Below are 23,875 nucleotides of genomic sequence, written 5' to 3' on the forward strand. Positions count from 1 at the left end.
GTCCTTCTAGCCTGATCGTTCTTGTGAAGCACGGCCATGGCCATTGCCGGACCCGGCGGCGTTGACGCTGCCATCGCCGCGGGGATCGACCTCGACGACACTCCGATCCCCGCCGAGATGGTGGCCCTCTACACGGAGGTGATGGACCTGGAGAGCCAGCGTGCCCGCAGTGGCGTCAAGAAATCGATGCGCAACCGGATCGTGAAAACGGGCTCCAAGCACTTTGATCAGGCCACCCTCGATGCTCGATTGCAGGCTGCGGGATGGGAAGGACTCAAGCCGAAGGAGATTGCCTTCTTCTACTCCTGAGCTCTAGCTGCACATGTCCTCAAGGGTATCGATCACCTCCTGCTGAAACTCCTCCAGATTTGAGGAGTCGCTGAGATCGATGCCCTCGCCGGCGGCGTTCTGGGTGAGTTCCTGGAAATGGAAGGCCCCTTCGCCGTGGGCGAGGAACTCCATGGCGGAGGGTTCACCGCTTTCTTTGTAGGCGTCGCAGAGGGCCAGAAAGGCCGCATCTTCGGTGAATTCCCAGCTCATGAAGGGGGCCGCGCTGAAAAACAAGGTGAACGCGCTCACCGACCTTTAACGCCTACCCCCCGGAATCCGTCAACCACCCTGGCCAACTTTGTGCCGGTGTGTTGCCTTGGAACCTTTGGGTCTCGACGCGCCTCGAAGGCCCTGCAACGGCGCGAACCATTGGCCAGACTTGGGCCACCGCCCCAGAGAACGTCATCCCGTGAGCGAGTTCAGCGCCGGACCCAGCCCCGACCTCAACGTGTTGGGCGAACCCCTCGTGGTGTGCGGCTGTCAGCCGATGACCGGGTGGTTTCGGGATGGTCATTGCCGCACCAATGCGGCCGACCTGGGTCGCCACAGCGTCTGCTGCGTGGTGACAGAAGCCTTCCTGCGCTACAGCCAGGCCCAGGGCAACGATCTGAGCACCCCGGCTCCGGACTACGGCTTCCCCGGCCTCAAGCCCGGCGACCATTGGTGCGTCTGCGCCCCGCGCTGGCTTGAGGCCTACGAAGACGGCATGGCCCCGCCGGTGCGTCTGGAGGCCACGGAGAACACAGCCCTGGAGGTGATTCCGCTGGAGTTGTTGCAGGCCAACGCAGCCTGAGGCTGGCGCTCTGGCCCGGCACCACCGCCTACCAGGGGATGGGTTGGCCGTCCCAGGCCCAGAACTGGCCGCTCTGCTCCGGCGTGAGCCCCTCCAGCACGTCCAGCAGCTGTCTGGCGGCCCGTGCGGGGCTGAACAGCTTCTCTGGCGCAACACCCGCCTGGAAGGGGCTGGAGAGGGCCGTGGCGGTGGTGCCCGGATGCAGCAGGCTCACGCAACCCTGGGGCTTTCTGCGCCGCCACTCCAGCGCCAAGGTGCGCAGCAACTGATTCTGGGCGGCCTTGGCGGCCCGGTAGGCGTACCAACCGCCCAGATGGTTATCGCCGATGCTGCCCACCCGGGCTGAAAGGCTGGCGAAGTGAAAGGGGGCCTGGGCCGGCAGGGCGGGATCCACGGCCTGGGCCAGCAGCAGGGGCGCAAAGGCATTCACCGCAAAGCTCTGCTCCAGGGCAGCACGGCTCACCTGGCTGAGGCGTTTTTCAGGCTGCAAGCCAGGCCCATGGAGCAATCCGGCGGTGTGGATCACCAGCCGCAGGGGAGGGAAGGCTCCGAGGGTGGGACCCAGCTGGGCCAGGCTGCCGTCGTCGACCAGATCCAGGGGAAGGTGCGTCACGCCCTGCCAACTGACATCCCCCGTTCGTCGCCAGTCGCGGCGCGAGGCCCCCAGCAGCTGCAGCTGAGGTGCTCGCCGCGTGAGCTCCTGCAGCAGCGCCTGCCCGATGCCGCCACAGCCCACTACCAGGGCGCTGCCCTGCCAGGCGTGCAGGGGGTTGGGGCAAGGGGGAGCTGAAGACACGCAAATCCTGGACTGGCGACACGACCTCAGCCCTGGCGCATGATGGCAGCGCCAAATGGCCTGCTGCACAGGTACCGATGGGGCTTCGCATTGCTGTGTTGGGCTTGGGGGCCTGGGGGCAGACCCTGGCGGAGCGTTGGCAGCGCCAGGGCCACACGGTGTCGGGTTGGTCCCGGCGCGACGGCGGCAGCGCTGTGGATCTGCTGAGCCAGCAGGATCTGGTGGTGTCGGCAGTGGCCATGGCTGGCGTCCCGCCCCTGGCCCAGGAGCTTGGCCCCCATTGGCCCGCAGGCCTGCCGCTACTGAGCTGCAGCAAGGGGCTGGACCTCACCCAGCTGACCACGGCCACCCAGCTCTGGGCCGCCCAGTTGCCCAGCACACCACTAGCAGCGTTGAGCGGCCCCAACCTCGCCACGGAGGTGCAGCAGGGGCTGCCAGCGGCGAGTGTGGTGGCCAGTGTTGATGAGGCGCTGGCCCAGCTGCTGCAGCAACAGCTGAGCGATCGGGCCCTGCGCCTCTACACCAACAGCGATCCGATTGGCACCGAAGCGGCCGGTGCTCTCAAAAATGTGATGGCCGTGGCGGCCGGCATCTCCGACGGCCTGGCCCTGGGCGCCAATGCCAAGGCCTCGCTGCTCTGCCGCGGTCTGGCCGAAATCGGCGTGGTGTTGGAGGGGCTCGGTGGGGTCACCAGCACCCTCTACGGACTCGCTGGGTTGGGCGATCTGCTGGCAACCGCGACCAGTCGCCTCAGCCGCAACTACCGCTGCGGCCTGTTGCTGGCGGAGGGATGCAGCGAGGAGCAGACCTACGACCAGATCGCCGCCACCGTGGAGGGGCCCCGCACCGCCCGGGCGGCCCTCCAGCTGGCCGCTCGCCAGGGCTGGCACCTGCCGATCTGTGAGCAGGTGGTGCAGGTGCTCGATGGCGCCGCCACCCCGGCGGATGCGGTGCGCGCCCTGATGGAGCGCGATCTGCGGCCGGAATGGGCCCAGCCATGACCAGCAGCCCCCCACGGGTTGAGCCGAAGCTGGTTCGTGGCCTGGTGCAGCGGCCAGCCGTGCTGGTGGAGGCCTTTGCCGATGGGCCCTGCTGCGGCAATGGTGCCGCCGTGGTGCTCCTGGACGAGCCCATGGGTGACCAGGCCCTCCAGGGCATCGCCCGCAGCCTCAACCAATCGGAAACGGCCTTTCTGCTGCGCCAGCAGGACCGCTGGTGCCTGCGCTGGTTTACCCCCAGGTGCGAGGTGCCCCTCTGTGGCCACGGCACCCTGGCGGCCCTTCTGGCCCTGGGCCATTGGCAGCTGCTGGGTCCCAACGAGGAGGTTGAGCTGCTCAGCCGCAGCGGCCCCCTGGCGGTGGCGCTCGACCCCGGTGGTGCCTCGGGACGCTTGGTGCTCCCCAGTGCCGGCTTGTTGCCGGCCGAACCGTCCCCGCCGCTGATTCGGCTCCTGCAGGCCCATCTGGGTGTCACCCCGCTGGCCTACTGGGCCTCGAGCATGGGGTATCGCGTGGCGTTGCTGCCGGCTGCGCCCTTGCAGGCCATGGCGGGCCTTGCCGGGGAGCTCCAGGGTCCAGATCGGGCTGGCCTGGTGCTGATGCAGGCCTGTGCCGACGATCCGGCCGAGCCGCCCCCCACCGTGTTGGGTCAACCAGCCGATTACCAACTGCGGTTTTTCGCGCCGGGACTGGGCATCGATGAAGATCCCGTGACCGGTTCGGCCCACGCCCTGGTGGCGCCCTTTTGGTTGGAGCGGCTGGGCCGCAGCTCCGTGGTGGGTTGGCAATGCTCCCCGCGTCCCGGCGGCATGGTCTGCGAGGTGGTGTGCGAACCGGCGTCCTCAGGCATGATCCGGCTAAGCGGTACGGGCCATCTCCTGTGGAACGGCACATTGCGGGTGCACGCCGATGGCTCCGGAGCCGAGGCCTGGTCGTCCCTGTGCGCCCTCGCTTGATGCTGGCGGGCCCCATGGCGGTGGCGGCGGTGGCGGTTGGTTTTGCGGCCCAGGGCCTGGTGCCCCGGCCCTATGGCGCCGCCCAGGGCGAGCTGCTGGATGCCCTGATCGACTCACCACCACCGGCCGCCGACACCACCACCGCGGCGGAGCAGCTGCGGCGCCTGGAGGCCCGTCGTGCACCCGCGCAGGGCAGCGCAGCCAGCGTGGGTCTGGTGGAGCCCGAAGCGGGGCCGGGCGTGGATCTGGAGATACGCGTCGCCCTGCTCAGCGCCGGTGCGGCACCGGATCTGACGGCACCTGGCCCCTGGCAGTTGTTGAGCCGAGATGGCCAGCTGCTGCAGCAAGGAGATGCCGAAAGTCGGGTTGATCTGGCCAAGGTGTGGCAGCAAGGCCCGGAGGCTTGGCTGCAAACCAAGGGTGGGTCGCTGCTGGTCAATGGACGCCCCTACGGCGGCCGGCTGCGGCTGATCCGCGATACCGAGGGCCCGCGGCTGGTGAACCACCTGGCTCTGGAGACCTACATCGCCGCCGTGGTGGGGGCTGAGATGCCCAGCAGCTGGTCGATGGAGGCCCTCAGGGCCCAGGCCGTGGCCGCTCGCTCCTATGCCCTGGCCCACATGGCTCGCCCGGCCAACCGTCATTGGCACCTGGGCGATACGACCCGCTGGCAGGCCTACAAGGGCCTCTCCAGCAGCAACAACCGCACCCGCCAGGCCGCCGCCAGCACCGCTGGCCTGATTCTCAGCTACCAGGGCGCCATCGTCGAAAGCCTCTACGCCGCCAACCGCCAGATCAGCCTGGAAGCCCACGGCCATCTCGGCGCCAGCATGAGCCAGCACGGGGCCCAGGATCTGGCTCAACAGGGCTACCGCTACAACCAGATCCTTGGCCACTACTACCAGGGTGCATCTCTGGCCCGTCTCAAGGCCGGTGCGGGCTGAGCGCACCTGGCAGCGGGCCCTGGAGCGTTGCGGGGAGGCCCAGCGCTGCGGAGCCCTGGTGCCCCTGGCCACAGAAGTGGTACAGGCCCCCGAGCTGGAGCCTTTTGTGCTGCGCCGTCTGCTCAGCCGTACCCCCAAACACCTACGGGGTGGGGGGCCCAAGCCGAACCCCTTCCTCCCCTGGGAACCAGCCCTGGAGGTGGACCGTCTGGGATCCAGCCATGTGGTGCTGCTCAACAAATACCCCGTGCAACCGGGCCACCTGTTGCTGATCACCCAGGCTTGGCAGCCCCAGTCCGGCTGGCTGACAGCCGTCGACTGGCAGGCCGTGGCAGAGCTTGACGCGGATACGGGGGGGTTGTGGTTCTTCAACAGCTGCGCCGCCGCTGGTGCCAGCCAACCCCATCGGCATCTTCAAGTGTTGCCACGCCATGCCGGAGAACCCAGTTGCCCCCTTGCTGCGCTGTTTGCGGCCCAACTGGAGCCCCCAGGGGAGTCGATGCCTGGCGCCGCGCCGATGCCCTGGGCCTATCGGCTGAGTCGGCGAATCGATCCCCTAGGCAACAGCGATCTGGAGGGCCTGTACCGGGAGCATGCGGCGCAGCTGGGCCTGGGTTGCCCCCAGCACGACCCCCAGCCCCTCCATCCCTACAACCTGCTCTTCGACGATCACTGGTTGCTAACGGTGCGGCGCCGCCAGGAGCACTGTGCGGGCTTCAGCCTCAACGCCCTGGCCTTTGCGGGCTATCTGCTGTGCACCGAGCGCTCCGATCTCAGCTGGCTGGCACGGGAAGGGCCCTGGGCCTTGCTGCAGGCGGTGGCCAGTGCGCCGCTGCCGATCCGTTGAGCGCCGTTCCGTAATTTCTCGGTTGCCAAAGCCGATGCGGCTGGGGCTGGTTGGAAAGGAAGGGGTTGCGGCCCCTTGTCGAACGACCACTGACCCATGACCGACCACACGAAACGTCCAAGCCACCCCACCGGCAACCTGTCACGCCGGGCCCTGCAACAACGCAACCAGCGGGTGAACCTCTACCGCGGACTGGTTACGCCCATCGCTGTCCACTACGGCCGCCGTTGCCCCGAACCTCTCGACGATCTTGTCCAGGTGGGCCTGCTCGGCCTGCTTCGGGCTGCGGAGCTCTACCAGCCCCAGACCACCACACCCTTTGAAGCCTTTGCCAGGCCGCACATCCGCGGCGCGATTCTCCACTACCTGCGGGATTCAGCTCTGGTGGTGCGCTTGCCCCGTCGCCAGATGGAGCTGCACGACAAGCTGCGACAACTCAGAGCGAGCTGGTGTGCCCAGCACGGCCAAGAGCCCAGTGCAACCGATCTGCGCATGGCTCTGCGGCTAAGCCCAACCCAGTGGCAAGATCTGCTGCGGGGCCAGGCGATGGGACGCCCCATGACCTTTGAGCCCGGAGGAGATGAGCCTTTGGCCCTTTGGCGTCTAGGCAGCGGCTTGGCTGAGGATGAATCCCACCTGGACCAAGAGCCAGAGGAGCAGCGGGAGCTCCTGCAGCGGCAACTCCTGAACCTTGAGCCTGGCGTGCGACAGGTGATTCAGAAGGTGGTGTTATCGGGTTGGACCTATCGGCGCACCGCGGCCCGGATGCAGGTGAGCCCGATGACCGTGCAGCGTCGGCTGAAGCGGGGCCTGGCGTTGCTGCGGGCGACGCTAACCCCTCCCGCAGCAGTTGAACTCAGCTCTCGGCGGAGGCCGCATCCCGTTGCATCTGTTGCTCCAGCGTGCTGATCGCCGCGTTGACGGCGGCCAGCTGGCGCTCCACACCATCACGCCAGAACTGCAGCATGCGCAGCTTGCGATGCTGATGGCGCCGCCAGCTGTCGCGACCTCCTTCGTCGCCGATGCCGCAGCAGCCCAGGGGGGGAAGCATGAGAAAGTGGAAGAGTGCCCAAAGGTTCTAGCGAGCTGCGCGGGTCACCCGAGTGTCGTGTTTCCTCCCCAGCAATGGCCTTGAAACACCTTTGGACAAGCCTCTGTATCCCATTTGCAACAGGCCTTTCGCGTCCATTGGGAAGGCACTCCATTGATTCTTCAGCCCAGTCGTTTCAGCCCTCCAGCGTGGGGGGAGTCGGTCACGGAGCTCGCATGCGTCCGTTCCCCTGGTTGATGGCTACTGCCCTGGGAGTGCCTGTGGTGCTGCTTCAGGTGCAGCCGGCATCCGCCTATGTGGCGCTGATGGCTGGACAGCAGGCCCGCCCCCTGAATGGCAGCTTCAACAAAGTCCCGGTGCTGCATTCCAACCAACCCGAGGAGGTGGAGGGCGCCGGCATCCTGATCAATACGGCCCCTGGCTATGCCTATGCCTCCGAAACTGGCCAACCCCTGCGCAACGCTGAGTACACCTTCAACGGGGAGTTTGGCGTGCACATGCACCACAAATACTTCCCTCCCAACCGTGGCCAGATTTCAGCCTCGGCGAGGCGTCCCAAACTCACCCTCGGTCTGATTCTGATCAACCCGGGTGCACGTCCTGTGCACATCCGTTTTGAGAACGGAGCGGTGCGCAACAGCTTTGAAGCCCCCTATCTCCAGCAGTACAAAATGGGGGTGAGGCCGTTGGGGCCAAGGCCGTGGAACACAGGGCCGGGTGATGCCACCGCCATTCAGGTTCTGCGGGGGCGCCTCGATTCCAAACTCAGCCAGGAGATCACCATTCCGGCCCGCAGCCGCATCGTGCTGTTCCAGACCCAACTGCCTGCCTTGGGCATCGCCAATGCCCTGCTGAAGGGACGCAGTGATGGGCCCTTCCAAATGGCGGTGGTGGCGGCCAAAAACCCCCAAAGCGATTGGGATGTGCTGGCTGTGCTCGACCGGGGTCGCTTAGCCCCAGGCCGCGTTTATCTCAATCGGATCGCTGATATCAATAGGCGGCGTGTGTTCTCCCGAGTGGGTGGTGTTGCCATTGGCGATGGCTACGGGGCCAGCCTCGACCATGATCTGACCCAGCAGGGCCCATTGCATGTGCCCCTCACCAGCACCCACCGCCACAACTTCGGCACCCGAGAGGTGCAAGTGAATCCGCTGGTGAGCCGCATGGTCGACTCCTCCTTGGACAACGTCGGCACCTACGGGGTCCGCTTTGACGTCGATCTCAACCTCAAGGGGTCCGGTCCCTACGAGCTGGTGCTGAGCCACCCCTCCAGCACCGGCAGCAGTAAGCCGTTCACCGCGTTTCGGGGATCCTTTCAGGTGCGTTCTGAGGATGGGCTGCAGGAAATGCACGCAGGCCTGCGTTCCGGCCAGAGTGTTGCCCTCACAACCTTGAACCTGCGGCCTGGAGTTCCCAATCCGGTGCGTGTGAGCCTGGTTTATCCCGCGGATGCCACACCCGGCCATTTGCTCAGTGTGGTTCCTGCAAGCCAACTCACCATGGTGCAAAACCAGGAGCGCCAGCTCGAGATTGCCCGCAGCACCGCAGCCACCACCGCTCCCGCCCTGATTCCGATCCCTCCCGCTGTCCCCGATCCCACTGGCGTTGACGCGGATCCAGCGGAGAGGATGCCCCCGCTTGTCCTTCAGACCCCCCTGCCGGGCCTACCGCCGTTACGGTCCAATCCACCGCCACCACCACCGCCGGCGATCCTGTCACCGCGTTCCGCCGCTGGGGCCTCGTCGTCACCTCTGAACCCGTCGCTGGTGGATCGCTATCAGCAAGCGCTTGAGGCGCAACAACAAATGATGCGCAGCTTGATGGACCGTTAGGGATGGCTTCCCCAGGTGATCCCCAACGTCGTCGGTTCAGCCTGGAGCTCCCGGTTGAGCTGCTGGGGAAAATTGACGGCCTCAAGGCGGAGTGGGGCCTGCGCAGTCGCGGTGACATTGTCGAGCGCCTGCTGCAAGAACTCTTCCCCAGCAATGAGGATGGGGAGAACGACTTGGCGGCTGATCAGGCTTCTGCCAAGGGCACGCTTGCCTCTGGCGATGCCGATCATGCGTCGACATTCAACGAGCAGGGTGCGTTGGTGCTCGTCAGCCGAGGTTCGGGGGGCGAGCTCTGCCTCGATCTGGAAGACATCGACTTCCCCCTTGGGGAGACGATGCGCGTCAGCGCTCCGCCGCGTTCGGGCGGGATCGACCTGCCGGGGTTTGTGAGGCGCCAGTCGGATCAACTCAAGCGCAGTCTTCAGCCGCGCCAGCAAACCGTTGAAGCGTCCGTCGAACCCCTGCCCCATGTGGGTGGAGAAATGGTGGAGAGGGCCCTGGTGCGGGCCCGCAACCACTGGATCGAGCTCTACGGAAAGGATGCCAATGACGCCGTGTTGGAAGCGGCGATGGTCTGGTTAGCCCAAGACATCTGGGCCCAGAGTGATCAAAGTGACAACAGACCGTTCACTTGGTCGTTGGCCTGCGAGGTGGTGGCCAACACGGCGCCCAGTTGGGGGCACGAGCCCGCCAGTTTTGAGCGGGTGATGGTGATGGCCGGTCTGCTGGAGGATCCTTTCAGCACGTCCACCCTGGAGGTGCGACTGCCCACCCTGATTCGTCGCTTTGTGCATCGCTTCCGCAAGCGACGCAAAGGCACATCGTTCCAGACCCTCGAGCACACCATGACCCTGCACGGGGCGCTCAAGCTGTTGCAGTTACCCACCGCTCCGGGCCATCGACTCACCCTGGCTGAGATCCGCGAGGCCTATCGCGACCTGGCAATGAGCCACCATCCCGATTCCGGCGGCAGCGAAGAGACGATGCGCCGGCTGAATGAGGCCTACCAACTTCTCAAGGAGTTGTACCGCAATCATTAATGCGTCTCGCATGGCTCGTGAGAGCCACTCATTGAGACTATAGATGGGTCTTGAGTGAGATCAGTAGGAGCTCCTGAGTGACCCTTGCTCCGCCGGGCCGATCGGCAGTTGCGCAGCAGACTCTTTTGCGACGCAAAATTGGTCTTTACATAAGACTCATCCAGGAAATGCGTTCTGCTGCTCGGTTGCGCTGCTCAGCCTTGCTCGTGCGGGCTTCTCCATCTTGTTTACCACGAAATCGCTCCAATGGCGAATTGGTGGTCTCGCCTGTGTCCTGTTTTGAGTCTTGAATGCGGACTCAGATCAGACGGGCGAATAGTTGCGCGCGCCAGGGCCGTGGGGCCTCGCGGAGCGTGCTGATTCCATTGGCGTCCAAGCATTGATCTCGGATGCCGTCTCCTGAGACTTGAATATTTCAGTGATTCTGCCTGGGTCAAGCCTGGGAGATACTCCTTTACAGAATGCCGGCTGGTGTTTCTGGGTACAACGACGATCAATGGACTGTGTCCAGGGTGGGGATAGGACGCTGTCCAGTGGCTCGAATCAGTGATGAAGACGAGCAATGATAAAGCTTTTCGACTACGAGTACCTGTGTCTAATGCAGGTACGCGGCTTGAACAATGGTCAGCAGGAGTGGCGTGACGCCCGCGGCATCGGATAGTCGACCGCCTCTCTCGGTTAACCAAGGCCAGACTTAGCCTGAGACCAGAAACAAGTCTTAGGCGAAGAACCTGAGACGGAAGTGGGGGCAGCCTGACCTTGGCTTGGGGCTCTTGATCTGGCCAGATCCACGCATTCGGTTTGAAGGGGTGAGCGTGATGATGAGCCGACCGCGCTTCGCAACACCGACTCTTCCTCGCCGATCACGCACGCATCTGTCGGCGCAGGAGTGGATGCGGTGATGGACGGATCGACGACAGCCTTCGCTTCGGCCAGCGTCTCAATAATCCCATTCGGGATTCTCAGTGGGTCCAATAAAGAGCCCCGGATGAGACGGATGCTAAACCGGGGTGAAAGGAGGCTAGGCGGGTGGTGTTCAGGTGCTGGTTTGCATGCCCTGGATCAGATAGTCGAAGTAGGGGCCGGCCATTGCTGCTTGCTCGGTGCTGAGCAGGGCAATCGCGGCATCCTTCATGGTGCGCATCGCTTCAACCATGCCCGGCATCGGCACGCCGAGGCTGTTGTACATCTCGCGGGCTCCCACCAGGCCGATCTGCTGAATCATCTCGGTGCTGCCAGCCAAAACGCCGTAGGTGACAAGGCGCAAATACCAGCTGTAATCCCGCAGGCATTGAGCCCGCTGCTTTTGGCCATAGGCGTTGCCGCCAGGCGCGACGTAGTCGGGGTTGCGCTGAAACAGCTGCTTGGCCGCTTCGTCGACGATCTTTTTTTCGTTGTCGGTGAGCACCCGCACCACGGCAAGGCGCTCGGCCCCTCCGCTGAGGAACTCCACCATGGAGCGCAGCTCGCCGCCGCTGGGATAGCGCAGCTGATCATCTGCCTGGAGGATCAGATCCCGAACGACGCTCATCGCAGCGGCCACACGCGAGCTTCACTGTATCGACTCCGCAGCAGGAACCCCTTCCCTGGCTGCAACGTGTAACGCCCCTTTGCACGGCGTAGGGTGAACGATTGGCGGGCGGGCGTGGCGTCGAGCAGCAGCAACATCAGCAACAGCAAGCCAGACCTGGCCACCGGCAACCGGGTCACAGTGTCGATCACCGGCCTGTCCCACGATGGTCAGGGGGTGGCCAGGCTGTCCGATCGGGTGCTGTTTGTCGCCGGCGCCCTGCCAGGCGAGCAGGTGCAGGTGCGCCTGACCCACAAGGCCCGCCGCCACTGGTTGGCAGAGCTGGAGCAGGTGCTGGAGTCGGCTCCTGATCGGCGCCGGCCGCCCTGCATCCTGGCGGAGCATTGCGGTGGCTGCAGCCTGCAACACCTTGAGGATGCCGGCCAGCAGCACTGGAAACACCAGAAGGTGGTGGATGCCATTCGTCGCATTGCTCACCTCGACCATCCAGTGGCCCCCCTGTTGGCAGCTCCCGAGGGCCTGGGGTACCGCAACCGGGCGATCATTCCGCTGGAGCGCTGTGAAGACGGCCACCTGCGTGCGGGGTTCTACCGCCGCGGCACCCACCGGATCGTCAACATGAACCACTGTCCGGTGCTCGATCCGCGCCTGGATGCCTTGATCGCGCCGTTGAAAGCCGATCTGGAGTCCAGCGACTGGCCCGTCGATCGCGATTGCCAGGAGGGTGGTGGTCTGCGCCATCTGGCGCTGCGCCTGGGCAGCCACAGCGGCGAGCTGCTGATCACCCTGGTGAGCAGTCACGATGAGCTCGATGGCCTGGAGATCCTGGCGGCCCAGTGGATGCAGCGCTGGCCCGCGCTGGTGGGTGTGTGCCTCAACCTGCAACCACTCCCCACCAATACCCTGCTGGGCCCTGAGACCCGGGTGGTGGTCGGACGTGGCTGGGTGGAGGAACGGTTCTGCGATCTCAGCCTGCGCATCTCGGCCGACACCTTCTTCCAGGTGCACACCCAGCAAGCGGAACGGGTGGTGCCGCTCGTGTTGGCGGCCCTCGACGGCCTACCGGCCGGCGTGATGGTGGATGCGTATTGCGGCATCGGGACCTACAGCCTGCCGGTGGCAGCGGCGGGGTGGCAGGTGCATGGCATCGAACTCAGCCCGGAGGCGGTGCATCAAGCCAAGACCAACGCCAAGGAGAACGGATTGGGGGAACGGGCATCCTTTGAGGCGGGGGTGGTTTCAGGGTGCCTCGGGGAGCATCTTGCCCACTGCGACGTGCTGTTCCTCGACCCGCCACGCAAAGGTCTCGAACCCGCCACCCTGCAGGCCATCGTGGCGAATCCTCCGGCCCATCTCCTTTATCTCAGCTGTGATCCTGCCACCCTCGCCCGGGACTTGGCCCAGTTGGTGGAGAGCTGCCACTACCAGCTGGCGAGTCTCCAGCCGATCGATTTCTTTCCCCAGACCAGTCACGTTGAAACGCTGGCCGTGTTGCACCGTGGGGCACCACCGCAGGGTGCAACAGCCGGTGCGGCTCAGGCCCTCAGTTGAGCTCCCAGCTGCTGTTCCAGGGCGGAACGAATGGCGGTATGGGCCCGTTCCACATCTTCGTCGATCAGGGTGCGCTTGGGATCGCGGTAGCGCAGACGGAAGGCCTGGCTGCATTGGCCGGCGGCCAGCTGGTCGCCGGCGTAACGATCCACCAGCTCGGCCTGCTCCAGCAGGGGCTTGCCAGCCTTGCGAATCACCTGCAGCAGGTCGGCCGAGCGGATCTCAGCTGACACCACCACCGCCAGATCCCGCTCTGAGGCGGGCACGGTGGCGTAGGGGGCAAAGGCGGGTTGCCATCGGTTGCGACGCGTGGCGGCGGTGAGCAGGGCCGCCAGCTCGAGTTCAAACACGTAGGTGGCTTCCGGCAGGTCGAGCGCGTCGGCCTGCTCAGGATGCAGCTGCCCAAACCAACCCTGGGGGCGGCCCTCCACCACCAGTTCGGCCGCCCGGCCCGGATGCAGCAAGGGGTGGCTCGTCAGCGGCCGATCCTCGATGGGAATCGCCGAGGCCACCAATGCCTGCTGCAGCACGCCGCGGGCCTGGTGGTAGCTGGGCGGTTGGGGTTTGCCACTGCTGCTCCAGCGCTCACCGCGTCGCTCCCCGCAGATCACCCCCACCAGCAGCTGGCGATCGGGTTGGGCGGCCGCCGTGCTGAACACCTGGCCGATCTCGAAGGCCCAGAAGCCGGCTTGGCCGCTTTGCAGGTTGCGGCGCGCTGCCGCCAGCAGCTCTCCGTGCAGGTTGTCGCGCAGGTGGCCGTAGTCGGCCAGCAGGGGATTGGCCAGGGGGATGCGCCCTGCAGCAGCGGCAACAAGGGAGAAGCTGCAGGCTTCCTGCAGCCCAGCCCCACAGAGCTGACGCCGCAAGCGGCGCTCCACCTGTTGGGCTGGGTCCAGACCGCCGGGTTCGAGGGGATCGGGCAGATGGCAGGCGAATTGGTCGTAACCAACCAGGCGGGCCACTTCCTCAATCAGATCGACCTCCCGCTGCAGGTCCATCGAACGGGAAGCCGGCACGGTTACCAGCCAACCCTCGTCGTCGGCATCGGCCTCAAGGCTGCAGCCCAAAGCGGTGAGGGTTTGCAGGATGCGGTCATCGCTGAGGTCGCTGAACGCGTCTCCGTCTTGCACAGGCCCCAGCAGGTTGTGCAGGGCATCCCGCCTTAACTGCAGGGGCTGGGTGGCCAGCTGCGGGCTCTGATGCAGCCAGCGCCCGACCAGCTTGGCGCCGCAGAGCTGCTGCAGCAGTGCCACGGCGCGGTTGGCCGCTGCCAGGGTGCTGTCCCGGGGCAAGCCCTTCTCAAAGCGACTGCTGGCCTCGGTGCGCAGTCCGACGCTGCGGGCTGAGCGGCGCACGGCCTGGGGTGCAAACACCGCGGCTTCCAGCCAGATGGCGCAGGTGCCCTCACCGACCGCTTCCTCGGCACCACCCATCACGCCGGCCAGGGCGATGGGCCGACCGCTGTAGGTCACCACCAGGGCTTCGGGGCTGAGCTGGTGCTCGCTGCCATCCAGGGCCGTGAACGGCTCCCCGTCGTGAGCTTGCCTGAGGCCCAGGGCGTCCACCTGGGGGGCGGATGTGGCACTGATAGCCGCCAGCTGCTGGCTGTCAAAGGCATGCAGGGGCTGCCCTGTTTCCAGCATCACCAGATTGGTGATGTCGACGACGTTGTTGATCGGGCGTACGCCGGCCTTTTCGAGGCGCTGTTGCAGCCAGCGGGGCGACGGGGCCACCTGGAGGCCGTCCAGGGCCGTCACGCTGAACAGACCGCCGGCTTCAATCGCGGCGAGATCCGCAGCGGCCACGGGCAATGGCTGGCTGTCAAGGGCGGCGCCAGCCGGCACGGGGGTGTGGGTCTGTCCGCCGACGAGGGCCGCCACCTCCCGGGCGATGCCCAGCATGGAGAGCCCGTCGGGGCGGTTGGCGGTGATGGCCAACTCCAGCACTTGGTCGTCGAGGCCGAGGCACGGGCCCACGGGGCTACCGACCGGTGGCACCTGCTCCAGCAGCTGATCGAGCTCGGCGATGCCATCGGCATCGCTGCTCAGGCCCAGTTCCGCCAGGGAGCAGATCATGCCGCTGCTGGCCACGCCACGCAGTTCGGCGGGCTTGATCGTCAGATTGACGGCGGGCAAAGTAGACCCCACCAGGGCCACCGGCACGTGGATGCCAGCCCGCACGTTGGCGGCCCCGCAGACGATCTGCAGCGATTCCGCGGCACCGACATCCACCTGGCAGACGCTGAGTTTGTCGGCGTTGGGATGGCCTTGCCGGTCGCGCACGTAGCCCACCACGACCCCCTGGGCCTGGGCCGCCAGGTCGTCGATGGCGTCCACCTCAAAGCCAGCCATCGAAAGCCGCTCGGCCAGAACGTCGACAGCGAGGGCCTGCTCAGGGCCGGTCACCAGCTCCTGCAACCATTGGAGCGAGACCCGCATCAGCCCATCCCTTCAAGAAGGGGGATCCTAGAGATCAACAGGCAGGGGAACTGCCGGAAGGTATGGTGGCAACTTGTCCTCTCGCATCGCACCAGCGGCGCAACGTCCTTCATGGCTAAAAACAAGGGCGTCCGGATCGTGATCACTCTTGAGTGCACGGAATGCCGGTCCAACCCCGCCAAGCGGTCTCCAGGTGTGTCTCGCTACACCACCGAAAAGAACCGCCGCAACACCACCGAACGGCTCGAGCTGAAGAAGTTCTGCCCCCATTGCAACGCCTCGACGACGCACAAGGAAATCAAGTGATCTTCAACTGACCTGGCCGCCTAGCGCTCCGATTACTCGGTTGCGCTTGCACCAACGTCAACTCAACGTCAACTCAACGTCAACTCAACGTCAGCTTGAAGCCGATTTCCTTGGTCTCCGTCACGCCTCTGCACGGTTAGGCACCAGTTCGTTTTTCCCTCCGTTCGAACCCATGTCCAGCTCCTTCTTTAAAAAGCGTCTGTCGCCGATCAAGCCCGGCGATCCGATCGACTACAAGGACGTCGATCTGCTCAAGAAATTCATCACCGAGCGGGGCAAGATCCTGCCCCGCCGTCTCACTGGCCTCACCGCCAAGCAGCAGCGGGATCTCACCAATGCGGTCAAGCGTGCCCGCATCGTGGCCCTGCTGCCCTTTGTGAATCCGGAAGGCTGAGGCGCGACCGCTGGCCTCAGCAACCTTCCAACCCGGCGATCTGGTGGGCCTCAGCGACGAGCGCGGCCCCCAGGTTGCTGTCGTTCTCAGTGTTCAGTCCAACAAGGCTTCGCTGGCGATCGGTGCATCCGGTCGTCAACAGATTCAACCGCTGCGCCAGTTGCAGCTGCTCGGCGCGTGCCCTGGCGATGGGGCCCAGCCCCAGCGGTTGGAGCAACTGCCCTGGCACATCACGGAAGACGCTTTAACGGCAGCCGTGCCCTCCAGGCGTGATGTGGCCGCGGCCTGGTTGTTGATGCAGGCGGATGGGCAGCCGTTAACCCTGCCCGATTGGGTGGATCTGGTGTGCTCCCGCCGCGATGGCCTCACCGTGGCGGCCTGCTGGCGATGGTGCCACGGAGCCCAGACCCTGTTTCGGTTGCGCCAGGGCCAGGTGGAGGCCCGTGGCCTCAACGACCTGCGGCAGCTGCGCCGAGAGCGGCGTCATCAGCAACTGCAGGCCGAGGCGGAGCAGCGCTGGCACCAAGCCCTGCGGCTCCGCCAGCCCCTGGATCCCCACGACCTGGCAAGCGAGCACCGGCAGCAACTCGAACTCCTGGAGTGCTGGGCCGGGGGCGACTGCACCAGCCCTCTGCCCACTCAGCTCAAACAGGCTCTCCACGCGGCCCAGTGCACGGCCGACACCGGCTCGATCCGCCATCTGCTGGTTGACCTGGGCCTCTGGCAAGCCCATCACCTGCCATCGCTGCGCGCCACCACCTGGGAGCAGGGCTTTTCGGCGGAGCTGTTGGCGGAGGCTGATCGTCTGCTGGAGATGGCCGAGGCTGATCGCCCCGGCGACATCGACCGTGTGGATCTGATGGGCCAGCGCAGCGTCACCATCGACGATGCCGACACCCGCGACATCGACGACGGCCTGGCGTTGGAAACCACCCCGACCGGGCAGCAGCGCATCTGGATCCACGTGGCGGATCCCGGCCGCCTGATTGAAGCCCATTCGCCCTTGGATCAGGAGGCCCGACGCCGGGGCAGCAGCCTCTACCTGGCCGGCGGCATCCTGCCGATGTTTCCCGAGCAGCTAGGAACCGGCCCGATGAGCCTGAGAGCTGGGTGCCGCAGTGCCGCCTGGAGTCTCTGGGTGGAGCTCGATGCCGAAGGTGCCATCGCCGCATCCGGCCTGCAACGCAGCTGGGTGAAGCCCACCTACCGGCTCTCCTACGGAGATGCCGACGACCTGATCGACCTGGCGCCCCCTCAGGAGCGCGATCTCGCCGATTTGCATGGCTTGTTGCAGCGACGCCGCCAGTGGCGAGTGCGCCATGGCGCCCTGCTGCTCGACCAGCCGGAGGGGCGCATCCAGTGCGGCGGCGAAGAACCCCTGCTGGAGATCACTGAGCCCAGCCCGGCTCGGCTGCTCGTGGCCGAGGCCATGATCCTGGCCGGTGCGGTGGTGGCCGAAATGGGCCGTGAGCACAACCTCGCCCTGCCGTACCGGAGCCAGTTGCCGGCTGCCTTGCCCCCCGAGGCGGAGCTGGCCGCCCTGCCAGCCGGGCCCGTGCGGCATGCGGCCATCAAGCGCTGCCTGAGCCGCGGGCACACCGGCACCCAGCCGAGTGGCCACTTCAGCCTGGGGCTTCCCGCCTATGTGCAGGCCACCTCGCCGATCCGCCGCTACGCCGACCTGGTGGTGCAACGTCAACTGCTGGCCCTGCAGCAGCAACGCCAGCCCCTGGAGTCCGAGGCCCTTCAGGTCCTCCTGACCGATCTTGAGGGTCCGCTGCGGCAGGGGCAGCAGATCAGTCGGGAAGACCAGCGCCACTGGCAACAGGTGTGGTTCGATGCCCATCGCAGCGACCACTGGCCGGCCACCTTCCTGCGCTGGCTACGGCCCCAGGATCGCCTCGGCCTGGTGCATGTCGAGAGCCTGGCGATGGATCTGGCCGCCGACTGCCCGGCCGGCTCCGATCCGGGCGATCTGCTGCAGCTGCGGGTTCACACGGTGGATCCGCTGCGGGATCAGCTGCGCCTGCTGGCCAGCGGCTAATCCCCCGCCAGCCGCGAGGCCCGCAGCCATGGGCCCCAGGGATTGAGGCAACCCACCAACGTGGTGGTTGTGGGCCGCTCCAGATCCTGAAGCCAACAGTTCAGCCCTGGTTCCAGGGTGATCAATGGCCATGCGGTGCTGCCTGTGCTGAACAGAAAGCCCCCCTGGCCATCAGCATGCACCGTGCCGCGCCAGGCTGCTTCGCCGAACTCGGCTGCACCTGCCCTGGGATCGTTGGCTCGCGCCGCACGGCGCTGCAGCTGGCCATCGCCCTGGAGCAGATCTGGAGACTCCAGCAACAGCAGCTGGCGAGCGGCCCAGTCGGCCGCATGCCAGGGCGTGTCCCAGAGCGGCAATACCGCCGCCGGGGCCAGGGGATCGTGAATGAGTCGCTCCTGCAGCTCGCGCACCGGCAGATCGCAGGGGGGAACGCCCCGCTGCACCGCCAGGGCGGCGGCTGCGCCGGCTGCCTGACCGATGTTGAGGATCAGCGGCTGCAGACGTGTGGCGCCATTGGCCATGTGGCTGACGCTGAAGCCTTTGTCGGCTGCCAGCAGGTTGTCGAAATCGGCACTCAGCAGGGCCCGATAGGGGACGGTGAAGGGGGTGCCGCTCCAGCGGCCACCCCAGCGGATGCTTTTGGCTGCCAGCGGCCAATCGGGGCCCGGGTAGTGGTGGTCGTTGGCGTAGTTGCCCACCGCCACGGCTTCGAGTGCCCCGGTGCCATCCCAAGGCAACGGTCCTTGGGATTCGCCGACTCCTAGGGGCAGCAGATGTTGTTCCAGCACCACCGTGTTCCCCACCAAGCGGCGCCCTTCGCGCCAGTAGGGCAACAGGGCCAGGGGTGAGGGCCCACTCACGGCGCTGGCGCCAAGCTCCCCCGCTGTTGGAAAGCAGGCGGCTGGCTTCAGCCAGCCTTCGGAGGCCTGCTCCAGGGCATCGGCAAAGGCAAGGCTGTGGGCCTGCATCGCTGCTCCGATCGGCCCATCAGCGGCCTCGCGCTCCAGCAGCTCCAGGCCGTGGCCATGCCAATCGTTGCCGTGAAGCGGCCAATTGAGCATCACCAACCCGCCGGGCAGACGGCCGTAGCTGATGGTGCGCTCCAGGCCAAAGGCCTGGTCGGCCTGCTTGAACGGGGGCGGCAAGGTTGCAGGGCTAGCGGCCGGGGGCCCGGGCATGGTGCCGGCACCGGCCTCATCCGCCAGTTGCCCCATCACCACCCAGGTGGGGGATTGCAGCGGATGCTTCGCAAAAAAAGAGTCCTGATCGAGACGCTCCTGGAGCGGGGCACTGGGCTCCTGCCACAGCTCCTGCGCTTCCCACCCCTGTCGGTAACTGGCACCACAGATCGGCAGCAGGTCGCCGCGATCGCTGCCATCGATCACCACCTGCAGCTGAATGCGTTGCGCCTCTCCTGCGACCTCCACATCGAGCGCCGTGAGACGCCGACCCTGGCGATGGGCACCGGTCACCCGTGCCCCCGGGGACCAATGCAGCAACGGCTCTGCCGAACACCACTCGCGCAGGAGGGTTTCGGCGGTGGCGGGGCGGTAGCCGAAACAGCTCACCCAATTGTGGTCGAGTCCTTCGGGCTCCCGCCGTTGCAATTCCCGCAGAAAGGCGCCCCACAGCCCGGTTTGCCAGGGCGTGAGCTCATTGCCATCGGGAGCGCAGACGCCAGCGGCGCTCACCATGCCCCCCAGCCAGGGCCCAGGCGTGAGCAGCACCACGGTGGCGCCGCCGCGGGCAGCCTGCAGGGCAGCGGCCACCCCACCGGTGCCACCGCCCCACACCAGCACGTCAACCTGCGCGGGGGGGATCGCCATGGCTACCGGCACGGGGGATGGTGCAGCCCAGCGTGGCAGGGTGGGTCGCGGTCGCGGCGCCGCGAGCTACCCTTCCCGGTCGCATGTCTTACACCCTCACCACACCCCTCTATTACGTCAACGATCGCGCCCATCTCGGCAGTGCTTACACCACGCTGGCCTGCGATGCGGTGGCCCGCTACCAGCGGCTCAAGGGGGAGCAAGTGCTGTTCATCACGGGTTGTGACGAGCACGGGCAAAAGATTCAACGCACCGCTGAAGCCGCGGGGCTGAGTCCCCAGGCCCACTGCGATGCGGTCAGCGAGGGCTACCGCGCCCTCTGGAACCGCTGGCAGATCAGCAACGACCGGTTTGTGCGCACCACCGACCCTCGCCATCAAGCCCTGGTCGAGCAGTTTTTTGCCCGGGTCGAGGCCAACGGCGATGTGGTGGAAGGCCGCCAACAGGGCTGGTACTGCGTGGCCTGTGAGGAGTTCAAGGATGACGCCCCGGGAAGTGAAGACCCGGAATGCGCCATTCACCGCAAACCGCTCGAGTGGCGCGATGAGGTGAATCTGTTTTTTCGCCTCTCCCGCTACCAGAGCCAGATCGAGGAGCTGATCCGCAGACCTGGTTTCATCGCCCCGGCCAGCCGACAGAAAGAGGTTGAAAACTTTGTCGCCCAGGGCCTGCGTGACTTTTCCATCTCCCGGATCGATCTACCCTGGGGGATCCCGGTGCCTGGCCATGACGGCCATACCTTTTACGTATGGTTTGACGCCCTGCTGGGCTATCTCACGGCCCTGATCCCCCCAGAGGATCCGGTCAACCTGGAGCTGATCAGCCAGGGTGGCTGGCCGGCCCAGTTGCACGTCATCGGCAAGGACATCCTGCGCTTCCACGCGGTCTACTGGCCGGCAATGCTGCTGTCGGCGGGACTCCCCCTGCCCGAGCGGGTGTTTGGCCATGGCTTCCTGACCCGGGAGGGTCAGAAGATGGGCAAGTCCCTCGGCAACGTGCTCGATCCGGAGGTGTTGCTCGAGCGCTGTGGGCGTGATGCGGTGCGCTGGTATCTGCTGCGCGATATCCCCTTCGGCGACGACGGCGACTTTCAGCAGCAGCGCTTCACCGATCTGGTCAACAACGACCTGGCCAACACGATCGGCAACCTGCTGAACCGCACCTCGTCGATGGCGCGGCGCTGGTTTGCTGATGCGGTGCCCCCCGCCGGGCCTGCCGCCCAACCCGACCACCCCCTGGCCGTGGCGGCCCTGGCCGCCGGTGAGACGGTGAACACCGCCTTGGATGCCCTGGATTTCCGCGCTGCCGCTGAAGCCAGCCTGCAGTTGGCCATCACGGCCAACGGCTTCCTCAACGACCAAGCCCCCTGGAAGCAGATGAAACTGGAGGGTCAGGAGACTGCCGTGGCGGCGGATCTCTATGCGGTGTTGGAAGCCACCCGCTGGGTGGCGGTGCTGTTGGCCCCCCTGTTGCCCGAACTCTCCGAGCGGATGCTGGTGCAGCTCGGTCAGCAGCCCTTTGAGAGTGGCATTGGCACCAGCGTGACCACGCCATCGCCGTGGCGTGCGGCTCAGCGGTGGGGCGCGTTGGAGCCTGGACTGGCCTTGATCGAACCCCAGCCGGTGATGCAGCGGCTCGAGCTCGAGACCCCCCTGTGACCATGCGCACCTACCGGCGGCTGCCGCAGTTCCTGCTGGTCTTGAGCCTGGCGGGCCTTGCGGTGCCCACCCTGCTGGCCGGCTGCCAGGCGCCCGCCACCAAAGAGGAACCAGCCCAACCGTTTGTGTTCCGCTCCCTCAACCTGCGGCAGAAAGATCCCAGCGGTCGCCCCCTCTGGGAGATCAGCAGCCCGGAGGCCCGCTATGACCTGAGCCGCCGGGTGGCCCAGGCCCGGGACCTGAGCGGCACGATTTATGCCAAAGGCAAGCCCCTTTACACGATCACAGCAAGCAGTGGCACGGTGATCAATGACGGCGAAGTGGTGCAGCTGGAAGGGCCGACCCAGCTGGTTCGGGTGGGGCCGAAGCCGCTGGTGGTCACGGCCACCCGCGTGCGCTGGTATCCGCGCCAGGAGCGGATGGAAATCGATCGGAGCCCCCGCGCCAGCCAGGGTGATCTCCGTCTCACCGCCAGGCGGGCCCGCTTCTGGATTCAGCAGGACAAACTCGAGTTGCGGGGCCGGCCGCTGCTGGAGCGCTCCGACGAAGGCACCTGGACCCTGGCCCTCACCTCCGCCGACTGGTTCCTTGGCACTGGCGAGCTGATCGGTCGCGGACCGGTTCGGGGTGAGCGGCGCTTGGCTGGCAGTGGTCTGCAGACCCTCACGTCCCCCTCGCTGACCGGCAACTCCTTGCGCCAAGTGATCGACCTGCAGGCTCCCGTCCAAGTGCTCGATCCGGGCCGCAAGGCGCGGTTGGATGCCAGGGCAACCCGGCTGGAGTTGGATGTGGAGCGGATCAGCAGCCCCCACCCTTTCCGTGCCCAGCTCGACCAGTCACGGCTCAGTGGGCAGGGTTTTGAGGCCCTGGGTGGCAGTCAAACTCTGGTGATTCCCCAGGCGTGCCGACTCCAGCAACCCACCGATTCCCTGGTCGCCAATCGCTGCACCTGGAACTGGCAGACCAACCAGGTGACGGCGCAGGGTTCGGTGGAGCTGCGCCGCTCGGCCTTCCAGCAGGTCACCCGAGCCCAGCAACTGCAAGGTGTGGCAACCCAGCAGGGGCAGGTGGTGTTCAGCAGTCCGGGGAGTCGGGTGGAGAGCCAGTTGAAGGTGCCGCCGCCCCGTCGAGACGCGCGCAAGCAGTCCCCGAAAGCGCCACCATTCGGGTTGTGATGCGTTGAGCCCAGCCCTCCAGCCACACCAGATCACTGCGACTGAAACAGCGTGGTGACCAGCCACCCAACACCACCAGGCCCTGCTCCCCCAGGGGTTGCACAACCGCCGAGGGCAGGCCCGGCAGCAGGCTGGTGAATTCGTCGCGGCCCGGGTAGAGGCGTAGGTCCACCAGGGAGATGGCTCTCCCCTTTGCCTGCGTGCGCGCACAGATCACCCCAGGGGTGAAGCTGCAGTCGGCCAGCAGACCCCGCCGCAGCAGGCAGCGCCCCTGCCACAGCACAACAACCACAGCCGCCGGACTGGCGGTAAGCAGCATCTGGCTGCCCCAGCCCAGCTCTTCGGCCAGCTCGGGTGGCAGACCCTCCGCCAGTTCCACCCCTTGGCGCCCCTCCAAGGCCACCCGGCCTGCCGCTTCGGGCACGGCCCGCGTCCACAACACCCCAACCAACATCAACCCCACCGCCAGAAAGCTGGCCAGCACGGCAGCTCGCTCCAGGGCCGGATCTGTGTTGACAGCGCTGGTTTGGTTGAGCACCACCAGGGCCAGGGCACCGATACCTGACCCCAGACAGATCCGCGCAGGTAGGGAGGCGGCCATGAACAGCAAGCAGGAGGCGACAGCAGGGCCCGTTAGCGGCAAACTAGGGCCACGCTGGGTCGATTCGTTGGCGCCCTCACTTCACAAGAGCCGCTGGCTCTCCCTTCAGGGGTTGATTGCTGCCCTGCTCGGAGGTTTTCTCTGCCTTGCGCCCGCTCCCGCCCTGGCCATCGCGGCGAGTGGCCTACCCGACACGCCTCCCCAGGAGCGCATCCTGGACACCGCCAATGTGCTGAGCCGCGCTGCCATCGGTGAGCTCGGCAAAACCCTGGAGAGTTTTTCCGCCGATCGCGTGGATGCCCACCTGATCACGGTGAATCGCCTGGATTACGGCCTCAGCCTGCCCCAGCTCGGCGCCCAGGTGTTGGAGCGCTGGGCGGAGGCCGGCGCCGACTCCTTGCAGCTGCTGTTTCTGATCGACAGTCAGACCAACAGCGCTGCGGTAGTGGCTTCGCCGAATCTCAATGGCCAGCTGGATCCGAGTCTGCTGCGCAGCACGGCACGCACCACGATGGCCCAGCCGATTCGTGAGGGCGGTCGCTATCGCCAGGGCAGTCTCGACGCCATGAACCGTCTGCTGACGGTGCTCGAGGGCGGCGACGATCCGGGTGAACCAGCCACCGCCGAGGTGGTCACCCAACCCACCAACATTCCCACCAAAGAGGAAACAGCGTCCAGCAACGCCTTCACCTGGGTGGTGGTGCTGCTGGTCCTGGGCACCCTGGTCCCGATGCTCACCTGGTGGGTTTTTTCACGCTGACCCC

The 23,875-nt window shown here is 66.1% G+C and carries 23 protein-coding genes; 16 read left to right on the forward strand and 7 right to left on the reverse strand.

Annotation, left to right across the window (positions count from 1 at the left end):
- Positions 1–36 precede the first annotated feature (36 nt).
- On the forward strand, positions 37–309 hold the full coding sequence (locus KBY65_RS06565) for a DUF4090 family protein (protein WP_255000937.1): 273 nt from the start codon (positions 37–39) through the stop codon (positions 307–309).
- A 3-nt stretch (positions 310–312) separates the two neighbouring features.
- On the opposite strand, the gene KBY65_RS06570 is transcribed toward KBY65_RS06565, so the two are convergent.
- On the reverse strand, positions 313–540 hold the full coding sequence (locus tag KBY65_RS06570) for a hypothetical protein (RefSeq protein WP_094561232.1): 228 nt from the start codon (positions 538–540) through the stop codon (positions 313–315).
- A 199-nt stretch (positions 541–739) separates the two neighbouring features.
- Here KBY65_RS06570 and KBY65_RS06575 point away from each other — a divergent pair, with 199 nt between their 5' ends.
- Positions 740–1,123 (forward strand): DUF2237 family protein, encoded by a 384-nt coding sequence (locus tag KBY65_RS06575; protein ID WP_233128669.1) that lies wholly within the window; start codon positions 740–742, stop codon positions 1,121–1,123.
- A 28-nt stretch (positions 1,124–1,151) separates the two neighbouring features.
- Here the strand turns inward: KBY65_RS06575 and KBY65_RS06580 are convergent, their stop codons facing one another.
- Positions 1,152–1,919 (reverse strand): SDR family NAD(P)-dependent oxidoreductase, encoded by a 768-nt coding sequence (locus tag KBY65_RS06580; RefSeq protein WP_255000938.1) that lies wholly within the window; start codon positions 1,917–1,919, stop codon positions 1,152–1,154.
- 77 nt (positions 1,920–1,996) lie between these two features.
- Between KBY65_RS06580 and KBY65_RS06585 the strand changes: the two genes are divergently transcribed.
- From KBY65_RS06585 to KBY65_RS06605, 5 genes are all read left to right on the forward strand, one after another.
- Positions 1,997–2,920: an NAD(P)H-dependent glycerol-3-phosphate dehydrogenase gene (locus KBY65_RS06585; protein ID WP_255000939.1), complete on the forward strand. Its 924-nt coding sequence runs from the start codon at positions 1,997–1,999 to the stop codon at positions 2,918–2,920.
- Complete coding sequence (locus KBY65_RS06590; RefSeq protein WP_255000940.1) at positions 2,917–3,873, forward strand: PhzF family phenazine biosynthesis protein; 957 nt, start codon at positions 2,917–2,919, stop codon at positions 3,871–3,873. Before KBY65_RS06585 ends, KBY65_RS06590 begins: the two co-directional genes overlap by 4 nt.
- Positions 3,873–4,817 (forward strand): SpoIID/LytB domain-containing protein, encoded by a 945-nt coding sequence (locus tag KBY65_RS06595; protein ID WP_254987351.1) that lies wholly within the window; start codon positions 3,873–3,875, stop codon positions 4,815–4,817. Before KBY65_RS06590 ends, KBY65_RS06595 begins: the two co-directional genes overlap by 1 nt.
- The gene (locus KBY65_RS06600; RefSeq protein ID WP_233128673.1) at positions 4,780–5,664 is read left to right on the forward strand and encodes an ATP adenylyltransferase; all 885 of its coding nucleotides are present in this window, start codon (positions 4,780–4,782) and stop codon (positions 5,662–5,664) included. Before KBY65_RS06595 ends, KBY65_RS06600 begins: the two co-directional genes overlap by 38 nt.
- 96 nt (positions 5,665–5,760) lie before the next feature.
- The gene (locus KBY65_RS06605; RefSeq protein ID WP_255000941.1) at positions 5,761–6,573 is read left to right on the forward strand and encodes a sigma-70 family RNA polymerase sigma factor; all 813 of its coding nucleotides are present in this window, start codon (positions 5,761–5,763) and stop codon (positions 6,571–6,573) included.
- Here KBY65_RS06605 and KBY65_RS06610 read toward each other — a convergent pair.
- Positions 6,521–6,715: a sigma factor SigF gene (locus tag KBY65_RS06610; RefSeq protein WP_094561220.1), complete on the reverse strand. Its 195-nt coding sequence runs from the start codon at positions 6,713–6,715 to the stop codon at positions 6,521–6,523. The two genes, KBY65_RS06605 and KBY65_RS06610, sit on opposite strands and share 53 nt — an antisense overlap.
- Positions 6,716–6,930: 215 nt before the next feature.
- Here KBY65_RS06610 and KBY65_RS06615 point away from each other — a divergent pair, with 215 nt between their 5' ends.
- Entirely contained in the window at positions 6,931–8,547 is a 1,617-nt protein-coding gene (locus KBY65_RS06615; RefSeq protein WP_255000943.1) for a DUF3370 family protein, read from the forward strand.
- A 2-nt stretch (positions 8,548–8,549) separates the two neighbouring features.
- Positions 8,550–9,587, forward strand: coding sequence for a J domain-containing protein (locus tag KBY65_RS06620; protein WP_254987348.1), 1,038 nt, complete (start codon positions 8,550–8,552; stop codon positions 9,585–9,587).
- A 1,036-nt stretch (positions 9,588–10,623) separates the two neighbouring features.
- Here the strand turns inward: KBY65_RS06620 and KBY65_RS06625 are convergent.
- Positions 10,624–11,118, reverse strand: a complete 495-nt coding sequence (locus KBY65_RS06625; protein ID WP_094559628.1) for an allophycocyanin subunit alpha-B — start codon at positions 11,116–11,118, stop codon at positions 10,624–10,626.
- A gap of 93 nt (positions 11,119–11,211) precedes the next feature.
- Here KBY65_RS06625 and rlmD point away from each other — a divergent pair, with 93 nt between their 5' ends.
- Positions 11,212–12,669 carry a 23S rRNA (uracil(1939)-C(5))-methyltransferase RlmD gene (rlmD, locus tag KBY65_RS06630; RefSeq protein WP_233128472.1) on the forward strand — a complete coding sequence of 486 codons (1,458 nt, stop codon included), beginning with the start codon at positions 11,212–11,214 and terminating at the stop codon, positions 12,667–12,669.
- Here the strand turns inward: rlmD and pheT are convergent.
- Positions 12,654–15,107 (reverse strand): phenylalanine--tRNA ligase subunit beta, encoded by a 2,454-nt coding sequence (pheT, locus tag KBY65_RS06635; protein WP_255000944.1) that lies wholly within the window; start codon positions 15,105–15,107, stop codon positions 12,654–12,656. The two genes, rlmD and pheT, sit on opposite strands and share 16 nt — an antisense overlap.
- A gap of 111 nt (positions 15,108–15,218) precedes the next feature.
- On the opposite strand from pheT, the gene rpmG reads away from it, so the two are divergent.
- The 3 genes from rpmG to KBY65_RS06650 all read left to right on the forward strand — a co-directional run bounded on the left by rpmG (position 15,219) and on the right by KBY65_RS06650 (position 17,851).
- A complete protein-coding gene (gene rpmG / locus KBY65_RS06640) occupies positions 15,219–15,413 on the forward strand; it encodes a 50S ribosomal protein L33 (protein WP_094559626.1) in 195 nt (64 codons plus the stop codon).
- Positions 15,414–15,585: 172 nt separating this feature from the next.
- Positions 15,586–15,807 (forward strand): 30S ribosomal protein S18, encoded by a 222-nt coding sequence (gene rpsR, locus KBY65_RS06645; RefSeq protein WP_006041316.1) that lies wholly within the window; start codon positions 15,586–15,588, stop codon positions 15,805–15,807.
- A 43-nt stretch (positions 15,808–15,850) separates the two neighbouring features.
- Positions 15,851–17,851, forward strand: a complete 2,001-nt coding sequence (locus KBY65_RS06650; protein WP_315859680.1) for a ribonuclease catalytic domain-containing protein — start codon at positions 15,851–15,853, stop codon at positions 17,849–17,851.
- Here KBY65_RS06650 and KBY65_RS06655 read toward each other — a convergent pair.
- Complete coding sequence (locus KBY65_RS06655; RefSeq protein ID WP_255000945.1) at positions 17,848–19,677, reverse strand: FAD-dependent oxidoreductase; 1,830 nt, start codon at positions 19,675–19,677, stop codon at positions 17,848–17,850. The genes KBY65_RS06650 and KBY65_RS06655 overlap by 4 nt on opposite strands.
- An 83-nt stretch (positions 19,678–19,760) precedes the next feature.
- Between KBY65_RS06655 and KBY65_RS06660 the strand changes: the two genes are divergently transcribed.
- A complete protein-coding gene (locus KBY65_RS06660) occupies positions 19,761–21,335 on the forward strand; it encodes a methionine--tRNA ligase (protein WP_255000946.1) in 1,575 nt (524 codons plus the stop codon).
- A 2-nt stretch (positions 21,336–21,337) separates the two neighbouring features.
- Positions 21,338–22,510, forward strand: a complete 1,173-nt coding sequence (locus KBY65_RS06665; RefSeq protein WP_254987404.1) for an LPS export ABC transporter periplasmic protein LptC — start codon at positions 21,338–21,340, stop codon at positions 22,508–22,510.
- Here the strand turns inward: KBY65_RS06665 and KBY65_RS06670 are convergent.
- Positions 22,410–23,111, reverse strand: coding sequence for a cofactor assembly of complex C subunit B (locus KBY65_RS06670; protein ID WP_094559664.1), 702 nt, complete (start codon positions 23,109–23,111; stop codon positions 22,410–22,412). The genes KBY65_RS06665 and KBY65_RS06670 overlap by 101 nt on opposite strands.
- 67 nt (positions 23,112–23,178) lie before the next feature.
- On the opposite strand from KBY65_RS06670, the gene psb32 reads away from it, so the two are divergent.
- Positions 23,179–23,871, forward strand: coding sequence for a photosystem II repair protein Psb32 (gene psb32, locus KBY65_RS06675; RefSeq protein ID WP_094559621.1), 693 nt, complete (start codon positions 23,179–23,181; stop codon positions 23,869–23,871).
- The last annotated feature ends 4 nt before the right edge of the window (positions 23,872–23,875 follow it).

The organism is Cyanobium sp. Alchichica 3B3-8F6 (assembly GCF_024346435.1).
GTDB lineage: Bacteria > Cyanobacteriota > Cyanobacteriia > PCC-6307 > Cyanobiaceae > Cyanobium_A.